Below are 16,568 nucleotides of genomic sequence, written 5' to 3' on the forward strand. Positions count from 1 at the left end.
GCGTCCTGAGTCCGTTGGACTGCGGGGACGGGCTCGGCGTCAGGCGGTTCGTTCCAGTGCTGCGTGGTCGATGGCGTGTGCCAACTCCCTTCCGGCCAGGAGTCGTTCGGCCTCCTGGGTGACGGCGAGGCCCAGCCGGGCCACCTCGTTGCCCTGCGAGCCCGCGAGATGCGGGGTGATGAACGCGTTCGGCAGGTCGAAGAGCGGGGAGTCGACGGGCAGCGGCTCAGGGTCGGTGACGTCGAGGATCGCCCCGAGCCGGTCCGCGCGCAGTTCGTCGACGAGGGCGTCGTGATCGAGGAGGGCGCCGCGTGCGGTGTTGATCAGCACGGATCCCGTCGGCATCAGGGCGAGTTCGCGGCGGCCGATCAGATGGAGGGTCTCGGGGGTCTGCGGGGCGTGGACCGTGACGATGTCGCTGGTGCGCAGCAGTTCGTCGAGCGGCAGCAGCCGGACGCCGAGGGCGGTGGCCTCCGCCCCGTCCACGTACGGGTCGGCGAGGCTCACCTTCAGGTCGAAGGGCTTCAGCAGTTCGATGAGCCGCCGGCCGATACGGGAGGCTCCGACGACGCCCACGCGGCGGCCGAAGTTGCCGATGCCCGGCACGATCTCCCCCTGCGGGAAGGCCCGTTGGGTGCGGAAGCGGTCGCGGTGGGCGAAGAGGTCCTTGCCGGCGAGCAGGATCATGCCGAGCGTGTACTCGGCCACGGGCAGCGCGTTGGCGTCGGCCGCCGAGGAGACGAGGACTCCGCGCTCCCAGACCGCGGGCGAGGTGAGGCCCTTGACCGAGCCGGCCGCGTGCAGGATCGCGCGGAGCGCGGGGGCCGCGTCGAGGACGGCTTCGTCGATACGGGGTGAGCCCCAGCCGGTGATCAGGATCTCGGCGGTGGCGAGGGCGGTCCTTGCGCGCGGATCGGTGAAGTCCTCGACCGTCAGAGTGGGATCGATTTCTACTGTGTCGCGCAGACGGGCCATGACGTCCGGCGGGAAGATCTGGGGCAGGTTCTGGGCTGTCATCGCGAAAAGGGCGGCGGGGCGTGGGCGCAAGGTGGGTGGCCTTCCCGGTCGGTGACTCCTGTGTAGCAACCGGTCTCTACGGTAGGTGCCGCGGAGCGAGGGGGTCAATGGACGGGGGTGGGGGCGGCCGGGGGCGGCCCGCGGTGGCGGTGGCCGTGGGTGCGGGCCGGTGGGTGGGTGCGGGCCGGTGGGGGGGTGCGGGCCGGTGGGGGGGTGCGGGCCGGTGGGGGTCGGTGGGGGTCGGCCGCGCAGTTCCCCGCGCCCCTCAAAAGCGGGGCTCCGCCCCTGCTTTTGCCCCTTCGGGGGCGCGGGGAACTGCGCGGCCGACCCCCACGGCCCGCAGACAAAGAGTGGGTCGGGGCGCAGCCCCCCTCAAGGGGCGCGGGGAACTGCGCGGCCGGCCCTCACGGACCCGCAGCCGACGAACAAGCCGGGCGCAGCCCGACCCGCACCCACCCGCACCGCACCGCCGAGGTAGGTTCCAGCCGTGGCCGTCTTCCGGTCGCGGGAACTTCCGGGAAGGACGACGGATGGCTGAGGCCCTGAAGAACTGGGCGGGGAACATCACGTACTCCGCCAAGGAGCTGCAGCGCCCGCGCTCGCTCGACGCGCTCCGATCCCTGGTCGCGCGCAGCGGCCGGGTGCGCGTGCTCGGCAGCGGGCACTCGTTCAACCTGATCGCCGACCCGGGCAGCGAGGGCGTCCTGCTCTCACTCACCGGGCTGCCACCGTCGGTCGAGGTGGACACGATGGCCCGTACGGTCCGGGTGGCGGGCGGGGTCCGGTACGCGGAGCTGGCGCGGGCGGTCCACGACCAGGGGCTCGCCCTGCCCAACATGGCCTCGCTGCCGCACATCTCGGTCGCGGGCTCGGTGGCGACCGGCACACACGGCTCGGGGAACGCGAACGGCTCGCTCGCGTCCCCCGTACGGGAGGTCGAACTGGTCCTCGCCGACGGGTCGCCCCTGACCATCGGCCGTGACGACGCCCGCTTCGACGGGGCCGTGACCTCGCTCGGCGCCCTCGGTGTCGTCACCGCGCTCACCCTCGACCTGGAGCCCGACTTCGAGGTGGCCCAGCAGGTGTTCGGCCGGCTGCCACTCGCCGGGCTGGACTTCGAGACGGTGTCGGCATCGGCGTACAGCGTGAGTCTGTTCACGGACTGGCAGCGGTCGGGGTTCGTGCAGGCCTGGGTCAAACGGCGTACCGACGTGCCGTGGGACGGCTTTCCGTGGGCCGAGCCCGCCGCCGAGGCGATGCACCCGGTGCCGGGCATGCCCGCCGTGAACTGCACGCAGCAGTTCGGGGTGCCCGGACCCTGGCACGAGCGGCTGCCTCACTTCCGGCCCGAGTTCACTCCGAGCAGCGGGGCCGAGCTCCAGTCGGAGTACCTGCTCCCGCGCTCGTACGCCGTCGAGGCGCTGCACGCCGTCGACGCGATCCGTGGGACGCTCGCGCCGGTGCTGCAGATCTGCGAGGTGCGCACGGTCGCCGCCGACAGTCAGTGGCTGAGTCCGTCGTACGGGCGGGACACCGTGGCGTTCCACTTCACCTGGGTCGAGGACACGGCGGCCGTGCTGCCCGTGGTGCGGCGGCTGGAGGAGGCCCTCGCGCCCTTCGACGCGCGTCCGCACTGGGGGAAGGTGTTCGTGGCGGAGGCCGCGGACCTGCGTGGGCGCTATCCGCGGATGGGTGAGTTCAAAGCCCTGGTCGGGGACCTCGACCCGACGGGGACGTTCCGGAACGCGTTCGTGGGTGCGCTGCTCGATTGAGGCGCTCGCTCCCGGCGCTCGGGGGAGGTGTTCGCGCGGGCCCCTGGTCCGCCGCCGGGTGGGTTCATCGGGTGAGGACGATCGTGAGGAGGCCGGCCAGCGCGACGGTCTGGAGGAGGGCGCGGGGCCAGATGACGCTGTCCCAGCGTTGCTGGAGTTCCCTGGTGTCCGCCGGGACGGCGTGATCGGCCGCGGCCGCGCGGAGCCTCTTGTTGATGGGTGCGCTGATGCGCAGGTAGACGGCGAGCCACAGGAGGAGCGCGGCCAGGGCGACGGCTCCGCCGATGCGCGCCGGGGTGCCGTCACCGGTGACGGTGGCGAGAGCCGTGGCGACGATGGACAGGACGCCCGGCACGGGCAGCCGGCGGTCTCCGTACTCGTGGACCCTGCCGAGCAGGTCGGCCACGGAGGCGTCGGCCGCACCGCTCGCGGCCGGGCGCAGGACGAGTGCGCAGAACAGATCGGTGCCGTAGATGATCGCGGCACAGAAGACGGCGACGAGCGCGGCGATGTCGGCGAGGGTGTTCATGGCTGCTGGGGTGTCCCTTGCGTGCGGCCGGGAATGGTTCCGGGCGTGATCGGTGTGTCCGGTGTGTCCGCTCCGGGCAGGACACGGGTGAGGCAGTCGGTCAGCGCCTCGTCGAGCAGGGCGTGCAGTCCCTCGGCGTCGACGCCCACGCGGCCGACGACCAGCAGCGCGATCAGTCCATGGGCCGTCGCCCACAGCCGCAGCACGTGCCCCTCGGGCCGGGTGTCCCCCGCGGTGGCGAGAAGGCCCGCCAGGAGATCGCCGACGGCCTGCCCCTCGTCCCAGGCGTCGGTGGCCGGTACCCGCACCCCGCCCAGGCCGTACATGAGCTGGTACAGATCGGGCTCGGTCAGGCCGAAGTCGAGGTAGGCATGACCCGCCCGCCGCACGGCGGCGGCGGCCGTGCCCGACGCGCCCGCCGTGGACCCGCCGTCGGTGCCGGGCCCCTCGGGCGCGGCAGCGGTGGCCATGGAGTCCCGCAGCCGGGCGAACCCCTGGCGCACCAGGGCGAGCAGGATGTCGTCGCGGCCGGTGAAGTACCGGTAGGCGAAGTTCGCGGAGTACTCGATCTCATCGGCGAGCCGGCGCATGGTCACCGCGTCCCACCCGTCGCGGCGGGCCACGTCGAGGGCCGCGGACAGGATCGACTCCCGCGCGTCGGCCCGCTCCCGTTCCCTCCGCCGCTGCGCAGGAGTCAGGGTCGGCTCCGGCTCCGGCCGGTCCTGTTCGTCGCGTGTCATCGGCCGGCGTCCTCGCCCGACAGCTGCGCGAAGAACGCCTGCCCGTCGAGCTGGTCCCAGTGCTCGACGGCCATCCCGTCGACGACGCGCCAGATGTCGATCGAGTGCATCACCACCGGGCGGCCGGTGGGCGGCAGCCCCATGAACGGCCCCTGGAAAGTCGCCCGGTAGGTGAAGCGGCCCGCGACCCGGTCACCGTCGACCAGCACGTCGTCCAGGCTCACCTCCGTGTCGGGAAACGCCGCGAACCACTGCGCCCAGAACGCCCTGTTCGCCTCGCGGCCGTCCTCGACGTGGGCGTTGTGGTTCACGTAGCCCTCGGCGACGAAACCGTCGACCGCGTCTGGGTCGTGCCCGTTCATCAAGTTCGCGAACGCGTGGGCGACGGTCTCCCGGCTGCTCTGCATGGTGCTCATCCTCATGACCCACCTTCGATTGCGGTTACGTTGTAACCATCGTGTACTGCGTAACCAGATAAGTCAACCGGTCGGCGGGCGGCCATGCCTCACGCGGCAGGCGGCCGGGTCTCCACGTGGCGTCGCAGCGCCTGATCGAAGGCTTCGAACCCCTCGCCGCCCGCGCTCGCCCCTTCCTCGACCAGCCGTGCCAGCAGCCCGCCGAAGGACTCGCGGTGCGTCACCCTCGTCCCGCCGCCCGGCAGTCCGGCAGTCCGGCAGTCCGGCCAGTACGAACTCGTGGACCCCGGTGAAGATCGCGTGGGGCAGCCAGGCCGCGCCGGGGATCACGGCCGCCCACGCCGGCCGGACACCGGGTGTCGCCTCCAGGACGGGTGCGTGCACGACGTACGGCTTCCTGCCGGGCGGCCCCAGCGTGACCCGCAACCGGCGGCCGACTTCGGCGCGCCCGTGGAGTTGGCCCTGTTCGAGGAGCGCGGGTTCGACACGGTGACCGTCGACGAGATCGCGGCCGCGGCCGGCGTCGCACGCGGGACGTTCTTCAACTACTTCGAGAGCAAAGAAGCCGTCGTCGTCACCTACGGCCCCCACGAGGCCGAGGTCCAGCGCCGCCTGATGGAAAAACGGCCGCCGGGCGAGCCCGTGTGGGACTCGATGGTGGGGATCATCCTCGGCCACCTCGACGAGTTCGAGGCGCAGATCGTCGTGCACCTGCGCCTCAAGGTCGGTTCCCCCACCCTGAGCCGCTCCGCCCGGCCGATGACCGACCGGCTGGTGGCCGACCTGCGCGCTTGGGGGCTCGAACGTCACCCCGAGCTGTCCGAGCCCGAACTCATGCTCGTGATCAACGTCGCGGTCACCACCCTCGGGACCGCCGTCCAGTACTGGCAGGTCGACCGGCCGGCGGCGGAGCGGATCGCCACGGTTGCACGCCATGCTGGACCGCGTCGGCGCCGGCCTCGCGGCGACCGAGGACTGACAGCGCGCCCGGCCCGACGCTTCGGCTCGGGCTCGGGCTCGGGCTCGGGCTCCGGCTCCGGCTCCGGCTCGCGGTGATGCGAGTGATGTGTCCCGGTTGCCTCCTGTTCACCTTGACGTCCCCTTGAAGACTCCTGAAATCAACCCATGTTTCTCATGGGCTCCTCATGCGCCGTTGGTTGCGTGTGCGAGGCCGGTCGGTCCGCAACGTACGAGCAAGGGAGGCGCATGGTGTTCCTTTCGAAGGCAGCCGCGGCGCGCAAGGGCCGGGCAGCCGAGCCCTGGGGGACGGACAGCGGGGGTCGAGGAACCGGGGATCCGGAGACCGGGGATCAAGGGACCGGGACTCAAGGGAGCGGGACTGAAGGGAGCGGAGGTCAGCGGACCGAAGATGAGGGGACCGGGGGTCAGGGGAGCGAAGAGCCCCTGCATGTGGCCAGTCGGCTGCACGCGTTCAACCGGTTCGAGCTGAAGTACCTGGTCCCGGTCGATCAGGCGGCGGAGATCCGCGACGAGCTGGCCGAGCGGATGGACCGCGATCTGCACAGCCCGGTCGGCGGGTACGGCGTGTGGAGCCTCTATTACGACACTCCTCAACTCCGCTTCTACTGGGAGAAGATCGAGGGTCTCAAGTTCCGCCGCAAGCTGCGTATCCGGCACTACGGCGACCTCGACGGAGTCGGTGACGAGTCGCCGGTCTGCGTGGAGATCAAGCAGCGCGTCAACCGGGTCACGCAGAAGCGCCGCATCACCCTTCCCTACGGCGTGGCACGGCGGTTGTGCGACGGCCGGGAGATGGTGGAGCACTCCCCGAAGGAGAGCGCCTTCATCCAGGAGGTCCTCGACCTGGTCGTGCGGCTGAACCTGAAGCCCACCGCGATCACCGGATATCAGCGCGAAGCCCTGGTCGGGCGGGGCGCCGACACCGGACTGCGGGTCACCTTCGACCGCCGTGTCCGCGGCCGGGACCGGGACTTCCACTTCGGCCTGCAGACGCCGGAGAACCGGTTCACGATCCCGCCGCACATGTCGGTCATGGAGATCAAGGTCAACGAGCGCACCCCCCACTGGATCACCGACCTGGCCGCGCGGCGCAACCTCAGCCTCGTACGGATCTCGAAGTACGTGCAGTCCGTCGAGGCGTTCGGCCTGGCCCCGCGTTCGGTCTTCCACATCGATGAGGCGGACTGTCCGCCGCCCACCCCCACTGAAGAGCAGCCGCTGCAGCAGCGGCCGGCGCAGCCCGACGCGCCGTTGAAGGTAGGAGCACAGTGAATCTCGAACTGCAGGAACTCAGCGGCACGTTCAGCGTGGCCGACGTCGTGGCGGCGATGGCGCTCTCGTTCATCCTGTCCACGCTGATCGGTTACGTGTACCGGTACACGCACCGCAACGTCTCCTACAGCCAGTCCTACGTGCAGACCCTGGTCATCGTCGGCATGATCGTCGCCCTGATCATGCTGGTCGTCGGCTCGAACCTGGCCCGCGCGTTCTCCCTGGTGGGCGCCCTGTCCGTGGTCCGCTTCCGCAATGCGGTCAAGGAGACCCGCGACGTCGGCTTCATCTTCCTGGCCATGGCGATCGGCATGGCCTGCGGTGCCCGGTTCTACACGCTGGCCGCGGTCGGTGCCGTCGTCATCTGCACGGTCATCCTGGTGATGTTCAAGTTCAACTGGTTCGCGCTGAACGTGCAGCGCCAGGTCGTCAAGGTCCAGGTCCCGGCCGGCGAGGACTACACCCCGCAGATCCGTGACGTACTGATCAAGTACACCAGCGAGTTCGAGCTGGTGAGCACGGAGACGATCCGCGGCGGCGCGCTGAGCGAGATCTTCTACACCGTGCGTCTGAAGAAGGGCGCCGAACCCGGTGACCTGGTCAGCGCGCTGCAGGAACGCACGTCGGGTCAGCGCGTCACGGTCCTGACCGGCTACGACACCACGGACCTGTGATGAGCGGCGAGACCGGCGTGCGGCGCCGGCGGCGGTTGAAGGACCGGCTGCCCGTGAGGCTGCGCCATCACTGGAAGCCGGCCGCGGCGCTGGGCGTCGGGCTCGCCACGATGGTCTGTTTCCTCGGCGACACGCGGATCTCCCCGTACGTCACGTCGTCGTCGCGGGTCGAGGCGGACGCCATCACCGACGACGTCGGGGGCACGGTGGACCTGTACGACACCGCGGTGGCGCACTCGGTCCAACTCACCTACCAGCAGGCCGACTTCGAAAAGATGATGAAGGAGTTCGAGGAGGACGGCACCAAGGACTACATCGAGGCCGACCTCGTGATCGACGGCGTCTACCTCAACGACGTCGGGATCCGCCTCAAGGGCAACTCCACCCTGTCGTCCCTGCGCGGCAACAAGGGCATGCCCGGTGGCGGCCGGGCCCTGCCCGATGCCGCGCAGGGCGCTCCGGCCGGCGCCGCCGGCGGAGCCGGAAGCCGGGACCGCGGCCAGAACCAGAACACGGGCGGCGGTCCCGGCACAGCCGGTGCGACCGGAGGCACGGACGACACAGCCGGTGCGGACGGCACAGCCGACGCGACCGGCGGCACAGCCGGTGCGACCGGTGCGGGCGGCGCAGGCGGCGGCGGTCGTGGTGGTGGCATGGTGCAGTTCGACCTGTCCGCCGAGAAGCCCGAGGAACTGCCTTTGCTCGTCAAGATCGACGAGTACGTCGAGGGCCGGGCCTACCAGGGCGAGCGGGAGATCTCCCTGCGCCCCGGCAGCAACGGCCAGGTGCCGGTCAACGAGGCGCTGTCCCTGTCGCTCACCGGGAAGAGCGGACAGAAGGCCGAGCGGTACGCCTTCACCGAGCTGAAGGTGAACAACAGGCCCGCCGCCACCCGCCTCATGGTCGAGGCGCCCGACACGGACTACGCCGATGACGTGGGCGACGGCAACGGGGTGCTCTACAAGGCGAGGGCGGGCAGCAGCTTCGAGTACCTCGGCGAGGACCCCAGCGAGTACGAGACTTCCTTCAGGCAGCTCAACAAGAAGGGCAGCCAGGACCTCGAACCGCTGATGAAGCTCATCAAGTGGGTCGACAGCGCCTCGGACGAGGAGTTCGCCCGTGACCTCGACCGGTACGTCGACGTCGAGTCGTTCGCCTCCTATGTCGCCTCGCAGAACCTGCTGCTGAACTTCGACGACATGGCCGGCCCGGGCAAGAACTATCTGCTCCGGTACGACCTGGACAGCAAGAAGTTCTCCGTCCTCGGCTGGGACTACAACCTCACCTTCAGCGGGGACACGGCGTCCGGGCCGGACGACTCGATCGGCATGGGCGGCGGCATGCCGGAAGAAATGCCCGAGGGTCTGCCAGAGGGAATGCCCGAAGGGGCTCCGGAAGGGATACCCGAGGGGGCTCCGGAAGGGATGCCCGAGGGGATGCCTGGTGGCGTCAACGGCGGCCAGGCGGCGCCCGGTCAGGAAGACCGTGCGAACGGGAACGCCGGCAGGGGTGGCCTCATGGCGGGGCACGCCCTGAAGACCAGGTTCCTGGCGGCCGACGCCCTCGACCCCGTCTACAAGAAGGCGTACCGGGAGCTGTACGAGGAGTTCTTCGGCTCGGGCACGGCGGCGAAGGAGCTGAAGGTCGTCGCGGAACAGGCACGCTCCGCGGGGGCCGACTCCGGGGAACTGGACACCGCAGTGACCAGCCTCACGAAGACCGTCACCGACCGCACCGAGGCCCTGGCCGAGGACAAGGAAGTGACCGGCTGAGACCCCGGCATCCCGGGCCGCCCTTCCCCCGAGGGCGCCGCCCGGGATGCCGGCCCCGCCCCGGCGGCCCCGCGGTTCCTTCCGGGACACCACAGGTTCCCGGGACACCACAGGTTCGCCGTCTAGCATCGCGCCGCACGACCAGGACCCGCCCAGCCGCGGCTCCATCTGCCCGTACCACGAGGTGCCGACCGTGATCGACCAGCCCAGCCCCCCGCGCACGCCCGTCGCCGGGCACACCGTCCTGGTCGTGGAGGACGATGCCAGCATCCGTACCCTGCTCACCTCCGTGCTCGGCGTGGCCGGGTATGCCGTGGCGAGCGCCGCCAGCGGTCAGGAAGCCATGTTCGAGGCCGGCAGCCGCAGGCCCCACCTGATCGTCCTGGACGTCATGCTGCCCGACACCGACGGCTTCCGGCTCACCCGTGACCTTCGCGCCCTGGGCATCTACACGCCCGTGCTCTTCCTCACCGCCCGGACCGGCGTCGAGGACCGCATCATCGGTCTGAGCTCCGGCGGCGACGACTACGTCACCAAGCCCTTCCACGTCCAGGAGGTGTTGCTGCGCATCCGCGCCATCCTGCGCCGCAGCAACGCGCCCGCCTCCACCACCGGGGCCGGCCCGCCCCTGCGCTACGCCGACCTCACCCTGGACGAGACCACCCACGAGGTACGGCGGGGGAACCGGCCGCTGAAGCTGTCGCCGACCGAGTTCCGGCTCCTGGCCTGTCTGCTGGCCCACCCCGAGCGCGTTCTTGAGAAGGCCGAGATCCTGCAGCAGGTCTGGAAATACGGCTTCTCCGGCGACACCCGTATCGTCGACACCTACATCAAGAACCTGCGCCGCAAGATCGACCACGATCCGCCCGCGCTGATCCACACGGTGCGCGGGGTGGGGTACTGCCTGCGGCTGCCGCGCGGCGAGACGCACCCGGCCGACCGATGAGCTGGTCCCGCCGACTGCGCCCGCGCTCCCTGCGCAGCCGTATCGTCCTGATCGCCGGTCTGCTCGCCACCAGTGCCGTCCTGCTGTGCCAGCTCGCGGGACTGACCGTGCTGCGCGGCTGGCTCACCGACCAGGTCGACGACCGGCTCTCCCATTTCCGGCCTCCCCAGCGCCTCTACGAGGACATCGCCGACAACAGAACGCTGCGGCCGCAGCCCGCGGACGACGCCCTTCCCTCGGACTACCGCGTCTACTTCTACGACGCGGACGGAAAGCTGCTGCGCACCTCCCTGGGAAGCAGCACCGGTCCCGGCCCCGGCCTCCCGCGGCGGGCAGCCGACCTGCACCTGACCACCGGGCGGCCGACCACCCTCCCGGCCGAGGACGACGCCGGGGGCTCCGGCTGGCGAGTGATCGCCCTCTCGGGACCCGATCGCATGCGGGCCGTGATCGCCCTGCCACTGGACACCGTGGACGGCGCCACCACCAAACTCCTGTGGCTCAGCCTCGGCCTCGGCAGCGCCGTCGCTGTAGGAGTCGTCACCCTCGGGAACGCCGCCGTCCGCCTCGGACTGCGCCCGCTCACCCGTGTCGAACACACCGCCCAGCACATCACCGACGGCGCCGTGGAACTGAACGTCCCCGTGACGGACCCGGACACCGAGGTCGGCCGCCTAGGCATGGCCCTCAACACCATGCTCGACCGCCTGCGCACCGCCCTGCGCCACACCGAGACCTCCGAGGCTCAGCTGCGCCACTTCATGGCCGACGCCGGACACGAACTGCGCACTCCGCTCACCGCCATCCAGGGCTTCGCCGAACTCCTCCTCGACGAACCCGACATGCCCGGCCGGCGGCGCCGGGAGGCCCACACCCTGATCGCCCACAACGCCGGCCGCATGAGCCGTCTCGTCGACGACCTGTTCCTCCTCGCCAAACTCGGCGACACCCCCATGACCCACCGGGAACCCGTCGACCTCCTCTCCCTGGTGGCCGACGCCATCGCCAACACCGCGATCCGCCACCCCCACCGGGCCATCACCCTGGAGCCGCTCCCGGCGCACCCCGCCGGCCCCGAACGCGATCTCGATGTCATCGAGACACCCGGCGACCCCCACCAACTCGCCCAGATACTGGGCAATCTGCTGTCCAACGCCTGCGCCCACACCCCTGCCGACTGCGGCGTCCACGTCCGTATCGGCAGCGCCCGCACCCCGGTCGGCACAGGCTTCGGCAGCGGCCGGCCCCTGCCGCCCGGCACACCCGTCTCGGTCATCGAGGTGGCCGACCATGGCCCCGGCATCAGGCCCGACGAGGCTCCTCAGGTCTTCGACCGCTTCTTCCGCGCCACGCCCCTCGACCCGCCCGCCCCACCGAACCCCGACGCCGCCGGCTACCGACCCGGCTCCGGCCGCGAACCCGGTTCCGGCCTCGGACTGGCCATCGCCGCCGCCATCGCCACGGCCCACGGCGGACGCCTCGAACTGGACAACCGCCCCGGCGACGGCTGCACCTTCCGCCTGCTCCTGCCCGAACCGACGACCAGGCCGGCCGACACCGGGGCGGCGGAGGGCTTTGTAAAGCCCCTTTCCTAAGGGGTTGTCGAACGAGCCCCGCGGTCATAGCCTTGCGCGGCGCCGGAGCCGTCGGGTTCCGCCATGGGCTGGAGGGACCGAGGGGGCACGTTCTGGTGAAGCGCACATCCCGCGACATCCGCACCGCGAACCGCTACGGGGTGCTGCGCCAGATCATCGCCCATTCACCCACGTCCCGTCAGGAGCTGGCCGCCGCGACCGGGCTGAGCATCGCCACGGTCGCCACCCTCGTCGGGGAACTGCTCGACCTCGGGATGCTGACCGAGGTCGGCTTCGAGGACTCCGCGGGGGGCCGCCCGCGGGGACTCGTGGCCGTCAACGCGTCGGGGGGCGCGCTGATCGGCGTCGACATCGCGGAGACGTACGTCCGTGTCGAGCTGTTCGATCTCGCGCTGGACGTGCTGGCCCGTGCCGACGAGGACATGCGCCCCGGCGAGATCCGCCCGGAGCAGGTCGTCGGGCATGTCGCCTCGGCCGTCGGCTCGGTGGTCGCGCAGGCCGGGATCGAGGGCGCTCGCGTCCTCGGGGTGGGCGTCAGCGTGCCGGGGCAGGTGGACCGCGAGTCCGGCGTCTCGGAGTACGCGCCGAACTGGGACTGGCACGACGTGCCGCTGCTCGACCTGCTCGCGGAGCACATCGCGTACCCCCTCCATCTGGACAACCCGCTGCGCGCCTGCGCGGTCGCCGAGCTGTGGTTCGGGGCCGCGCGCGGGCGCGGCGACGCCGTGGTGGTGAACCTCGGTACGGGCGTCGGCGCCGGACTCGTCCTGGGCGGCGGGCTGCACCGCGGTGTCAGCAACAGCGCGGGCGAGTGGGGCCACACCACCCTCGTACTGGACGGGCGGCTGTGCCACTGCGGCAACCACGGGTGCGTGGAGACGTATGTCGGGGCGCCCGGAATCATGCTGAACCTGCGGGAGTCGAGCCCCGACAGCACGCTGCTGCACGCCGAGGACCAGACGGCCACGATCGACGCGCTCGCACGCGGGGTCGCCGCCCAGGACCCGGTGGCCGTCGCGGTCGTCCGGGACACCGCGCGCTATCTCGGCGCCGCCATCGCCGACCTGGTGAATCTCCTCAACCCCGAGGTGGTCGTGCTCAGCAGCTGGGTCGCGGCCGCCCTCGGCGAGCCGCTGCTGCGGGAGGTGCGCGCGGCCGTGGCCCGGCGCGCGCTGAAACGGCCGCTGGCCGGCACCGAGATCGTCCTCTCCCCCATTCCCACGGACCCGGTCTGCCTGGGCGCGGCGACGTTCGCGCTCGAAGGAGCCCTCAGCTCGGTGGGCCTCCGGCCCGCGAAGCCACGGCGTGGTGCGAAGTCCGGCTGAGCGCCGCCCCCTCCCGGAGCCGTACCGCACCGTCTGTGTGACGACCGCGCTGGCCGACCACGGCGACCATGTGCGCCCGCAAATCCGACATCGGTCCGGCCTGGCCCTGACAGCGTCCGGCCGTTGGGGGTCAACGACATCGGACCCTTTGATGCATGGCCTGCACACCTTTGCGTCCGGCATCCCGGACACCGCACAACGCTTCGAACAGACTTCGTCCAACCCCTTGCCGAAGCATTAGCCGAAGGTTAACGTCCCGCACCGCACAGCGATTTCGAGGCGCAGCCGTACCCGGACCACACCCGTACTCGGATCACAGCCGTACTCAAGACAAGGACGTCAGAATGTCGGCACTGAGCAGCAGAAACTGGGATCGTCGTTCCGTACTGCGGGCCACCGCGGGCCTCGCCGCCCTGGGCCCGCTCGCCGCCTGTGGCGGCAACACCGGCCGTGAGGGCGGCGGCAGTTCGGGCAAGAGCCTCGTGCAGTACTTCCACGCGTACGGCGAGGCCGGTACGCAGGAGGCGATCAAGCGGTACGCCAAGGCCTACGACGAGGCCCGTGTGACCACTCAGTGGATCACCGGCACCAACTTCGAGAGCAAGCTGTTCTCGTCGCTGCTCACCGACAACGCGCCGGACGTCTTCGAGTTCCACCCGCAGCTCCAGCTGATCAAGAGCGGTCAGGTGGCTCCGCTGGACGACATCATCGGCCCGGTCAAGGACGACTTCAATCCGGCGGACATCACGTCGCACACGGTCGACGGCAAGGTCTACGGCGTCCGCATGATCGACGACCCGCAGTTCTTCTTCTACCGCAAGTCGCTTCTGGAGAAGGCGGGCGTGGAGGTCCCCCAGACGCTCGAAGAGCTGGCCGAGGCGGCCGACAAGCTCACCACCGACAAGGTCAAGGGCCTGTTCCTCGGGAACAACATGGTGTCGACGAACTACGCCCTGGTGTGGGCGGCCGGCGCCGACCAGCTGAACGACAAGAACGAGATCGCCTACCACACCGACGACGTGGCCGCGGCGCTGAAGGTGTACCGCAGGATGTTCACGAGCGGCCATCTGCTCCTGGACGCCCCCGCCGACTACTGGGACCCCTCGGCCCTCGTCCAGGGCCTCACCGCGATCCAGTGGTGCGGCATGTGGGCCATGCCCGTGATGCAGAAGGCCCTCGGCGACGACCTCGGCGTCTTCCCCTTCCCCTCGGCGGCCTCCGGTGCCAAGCCCGCTGTCTACAACGGCGGTTGGTCCATGTTCGTCAACGCCAAGGGCAAGAACGTGGACCTGGCCAAGGAGTACGTGAAGTGGCTCTGGATCGACCAGAAGAAGTACCAGGAGGACTGGGCGCTCAGCTACGGCTTCCACATACCGCCGCGCACCTCGCTCGCCGCGTCCGCCACCAAGCTCAAGTCGGGTCTGCCCGCTGAGGGCGTCAAGCTCTTCACCGAATACGGGCGCTTCGACAACATCTCCTGGACCCAGGCGATGATCACCGCGCTGGAGGAAGTGATCGCCAACTCGGTGCGCAAGGGCATGGATCCGGAGAAGGCCCTCGACGCGGCGGACGTGAAGGTCGACCGCGAACTCAAGAAGCTGTTCGGATAGGCCGGTGGTCAACGGACAACGGGCAGGAGACAGGCAGCGGCATGTCGACCACCACGACGCGTGACGCCACCCGCCCCGCCCCGGCGGAGGTTCCCGGGGCCGGGCGGCGGCGAAAGGGCGTGCGGGGCAGCACGCTCAGCTTCTGGATCTTCACCGGGCCGTTCCTCATCGGCCTGGTGATCTTCGTCTACATCCCCATCGGGTGGAGTGCCTGGCTCAGCTTCTTCGAGGCGCGCTACACGGTCACCCCCGACAAGTTCGTCGGCTTCGAAAACTACGAACTGATGCTGACGAACGGCGACTTCACCGGTTCGCTCGTCACGTTCACCGTCTTCGCCGCGATCATCGTGCCGGTCACCTGGGCCCTCTCGCTGGGCCTGGCGCTGATGGTGCACCGGCTGCGCTTCATGCAGGCGTTCTTCCGGTCGGTCTTCTTCCTGCCGACGGCGTGCAGCTTCGTCGCCGCCTCGCTGATCTGGAAGATGTCCCTCTTCAGCGGCGTCCGCTTCGGCATGATGAACACGGTCCTCGGCTGGTTCGGGGTGGAGAACATCGCCTGGCTGGCGGACCCGAACCCGCCCTGGTACTGGCTGGTCATCGTCAGTGTCCGCCTGTGGCTCCAGGCCGGCTTCTACATGATCCTGTTCCTGGCCGCCCTGCAGAACATCCCGCCCGAGCTGTACGAGGCCGCCGCGATCGACGGTGCCAGGCCGGGCTGGCAGACCTTCCGCCACATCACCCTGCCCCAGCTGCGGGCCACCTCGACGGCCGTGATCCTGCTGCTGCTCGTGGCCGCGTACCAGGCGTTCGACGAGTTCTTCAATCTGCTCTCCAAGACGACGTGGGGGCGCCCGCCCCTCGTCGAGCTGTACTACACGGCTCTGGGCGACGACCAGGACTACGGTGCCGGCAGTGCGGGCGCGGTCATCCTGACCCTGCTGATCTGCATGGTGACCCTGCTCCAGGGCAGGTTCCTGGGCTTCGGAAGGGGTGACGACTCCAAGTGACGACCGTCATCGAAACACGCAAGGCCGATGCCGAGCCACCCGAGCCGCCCAAGTCTCCCGGACGGCCCGGGCGTCGGCGCGACCGGCGCGGGGTGCTCGGCTCCGCCGGCCTCTACTTCGCCACCGCCGTGTGCGCCCTGCTCTTCCTCGTCCCCTTCTACCTGATCGTCCGCAACGCCCTGTCCACGGACGCCGAGATCACCGGCGAGAACTGGCAGTGGTTCCCCACGACCGTCCAATGGGGCAACCTCACCGAGCTGTTCGACGACGCGACGGTCCCGTTCGGCCGCTCCCTGTGGAACTCGGCGGTCGTCGGGGTCCTGCACACCCTCGGCACGCTGCTGGTCTGCTCGCTCGCGGGCTACGGCCTCGCCCGGATCCCCTACCGGCACGCCGACAAGATCTTCTACGCTGTCCTGGTGACCCTGATGGTGCCGGCCGCAGTCACCTTCGTACCGAGCTTCGTGCTGGTCTCGTCGCTCGGCTGGGTGTCGAGTATGCAAGGTCTCATCGTTCCGGGGCTCTTCAGTGGTTTCACCTGCTTCCTGTTCCGGCAGTACTTCCTGGGGTTCCCCAGAGAACTGGAGGAGGCGGCGCGCGTGGACGGGCTCGGGTACTGGGGTGCGTACTGGCGCATCGTCGTGCCCAACTCGCTGAACTTCTTCGCCGCGATCGCGACCATCACCTTCATCAGCGGCTGGAACGCCTTCCTGTGGCCCCTGGTCATCGGTCAGGACCAGGAGGCGTGGACCGTGCAGGTCGCGCTCTCCTCGTACATGACGAACCAGACCGTCAACTTCCATCTGATCTTCATGGCCACCGCAGTCTCGATCCTGCCCCTGGTGCTCGTGTTCCTGTTCCTCCAGCGCTGGCTGGTGCAGGGGGTCGCGCAGACCGGCATCAAGGGCTGAC

16 protein-coding genes are annotated in these 16,568 nt (G+C 70.1%); 11 read left to right on the plus strand and 5 right to left on the minus strand.

Translation table 11 applies throughout. From position 1 onward, the window contains the following. Window positions 1–39: 39 nt before the first annotated feature. Window positions 40–1,047, minus strand: a complete 1,008-nt coding sequence (locus OHS59_RS10790) for a hydroxyacid dehydrogenase (RefSeq protein WP_328493171.1) — start codon at window positions 1,045–1,047, stop codon at window positions 40–42. Between the two features lie 500 nt (window positions 1,048–1,547). Between OHS59_RS10790 and OHS59_RS10795 the strand changes: the two genes are divergently transcribed. Then, window positions 1,548–2,789: an FAD-binding protein gene (locus OHS59_RS10795; protein WP_328493172.1), complete on the plus strand. Its 1,242-nt coding sequence runs from the start codon at window positions 1,548–1,550 to the stop codon at window positions 2,787–2,789. A 64-nt stretch (window positions 2,790–2,853) separates the two neighbouring features. Here OHS59_RS10795 and OHS59_RS10800 read toward each other — a convergent pair whose 3' ends face one another. From OHS59_RS10800 to OHS59_RS10815, 4 genes are all read right to left on the minus strand, one after another. Then, window positions 2,854–3,318 carry an anthrone oxygenase family protein gene (locus tag OHS59_RS10800; RefSeq protein ID WP_328493173.1) on the minus strand — a complete coding sequence of 155 codons (465 nt, stop codon included), beginning with the start codon at window positions 3,316–3,318 and terminating at the stop codon, window positions 2,854–2,856. Next, window positions 3,315–4,058 (minus strand): TetR/AcrR family transcriptional regulator, encoded by a 744-nt coding sequence (locus OHS59_RS10805; protein WP_328493174.1) that lies wholly within the window; start codon window positions 4,056–4,058, stop codon window positions 3,315–3,317. Before OHS59_RS10805 ends, OHS59_RS10800 begins: the two co-directional genes overlap by 4 nt. Then, complete coding sequence (locus tag OHS59_RS10810; RefSeq protein ID WP_328493175.1) at window positions 4,055–4,474, minus strand: ester cyclase; 420 nt, start codon at window positions 4,472–4,474, stop codon at window positions 4,055–4,057. The genes OHS59_RS10805 and OHS59_RS10810 overlap by 4 nt, the downstream gene beginning before the upstream one ends. Before the next feature lie 89 nt (window positions 4,475–4,563). Continuing rightward, complete coding sequence (locus tag OHS59_RS10815) at window positions 4,564–4,698, minus strand: hypothetical protein (protein WP_328493176.1); 135 nt, start codon at window positions 4,696–4,698, stop codon at window positions 4,564–4,566. 154 nt (window positions 4,699–4,852) lie between these two features. Here OHS59_RS10815 and OHS59_RS10820 point away from each other — a divergent pair, with 154 nt between their 5' ends. From OHS59_RS10820 to OHS59_RS10865, 10 genes are all read left to right on the plus strand, one after another. Further along, window positions 4,853–5,530 carry a TetR family transcriptional regulator gene (locus tag OHS59_RS10820; protein ID WP_328493177.1) on the plus strand — a complete coding sequence of 226 codons (678 nt, stop codon included), beginning with the start codon at window positions 4,853–4,855 and terminating at the stop codon, window positions 5,528–5,530. Window positions 5,531–5,884: 354 nt separating this feature from the next. Next, on the plus strand, window positions 5,885–6,727 hold the full coding sequence (locus tag OHS59_RS10825) for a polyphosphate polymerase domain-containing protein (protein WP_328493178.1): 843 nt from the start codon (window positions 5,885–5,887) through the stop codon (window positions 6,725–6,727). Continuing rightward, window positions 6,724–7,401 carry a DUF4956 domain-containing protein gene (locus OHS59_RS10830; RefSeq protein WP_328493179.1) on the plus strand — a complete coding sequence of 226 codons (678 nt, stop codon included), beginning with the start codon at window positions 6,724–6,726 and terminating at the stop codon, window positions 7,399–7,401. The genes OHS59_RS10825 and OHS59_RS10830 overlap by 4 nt, the downstream gene beginning before the upstream one ends. Next, window positions 7,401–9,173, plus strand: coding sequence for a CotH kinase family protein (locus OHS59_RS10835; RefSeq protein ID WP_328493180.1), 1,773 nt, complete (start codon window positions 7,401–7,403; stop codon window positions 9,171–9,173). Before OHS59_RS10830 ends, OHS59_RS10835 begins: the two co-directional genes overlap by 1 nt. Window positions 9,174–9,366: 193 nt before the next feature. Further along, a complete protein-coding gene (locus OHS59_RS10840) occupies window positions 9,367–10,119 on the plus strand; it encodes a response regulator transcription factor (RefSeq protein WP_328493181.1) in 753 nt (250 codons plus the stop codon). Further along, window positions 10,116–11,714 (plus strand): HAMP domain-containing sensor histidine kinase, encoded by a 1,599-nt coding sequence (locus tag OHS59_RS10845; protein ID WP_328493182.1) that lies wholly within the window; start codon window positions 10,116–10,118, stop codon window positions 11,712–11,714. The genes OHS59_RS10840 and OHS59_RS10845 overlap by 4 nt, the downstream gene beginning before the upstream one ends. Before the next feature lie 92 nt (window positions 11,715–11,806). Continuing rightward, entirely contained in the window at window positions 11,807–13,039 is a 1,233-nt protein-coding gene (locus OHS59_RS10850) for an ROK family transcriptional regulator (RefSeq protein WP_443061624.1), read from the plus strand. Window positions 13,040–13,383: 344 nt separating this feature from the next. Further along, window positions 13,384–14,649: an ABC transporter substrate-binding protein gene (locus tag OHS59_RS10855; protein WP_328493184.1), complete on the plus strand. Its 1,266-nt coding sequence runs from the start codon at window positions 13,384–13,386 to the stop codon at window positions 14,647–14,649. A 41-nt stretch (window positions 14,650–14,690) separates the two neighbouring features. Further along, window positions 14,691–15,656: a carbohydrate ABC transporter permease gene (locus OHS59_RS10860; protein WP_328493185.1), complete on the plus strand. Its 966-nt coding sequence runs from the start codon at window positions 14,691–14,693 to the stop codon at window positions 15,654–15,656. A 92-nt stretch (window positions 15,657–15,748) separates the two neighbouring features. After that, a complete protein-coding gene (locus OHS59_RS10865; protein WP_328499163.1) occupies window positions 15,749–16,567 on the plus strand; it encodes a carbohydrate ABC transporter permease in 819 nt (272 codons plus the stop codon). The last annotated feature ends 1 nt before the right edge of the window (window position 16,568 follow it).

Source organism: Streptomyces sp. NBC_00414 (assembly GCF_036038375.1).
Classification (GTDB): domain Bacteria; phylum Actinomycetota; class Actinomycetes; order Streptomycetales; family Streptomycetaceae; genus Streptomyces.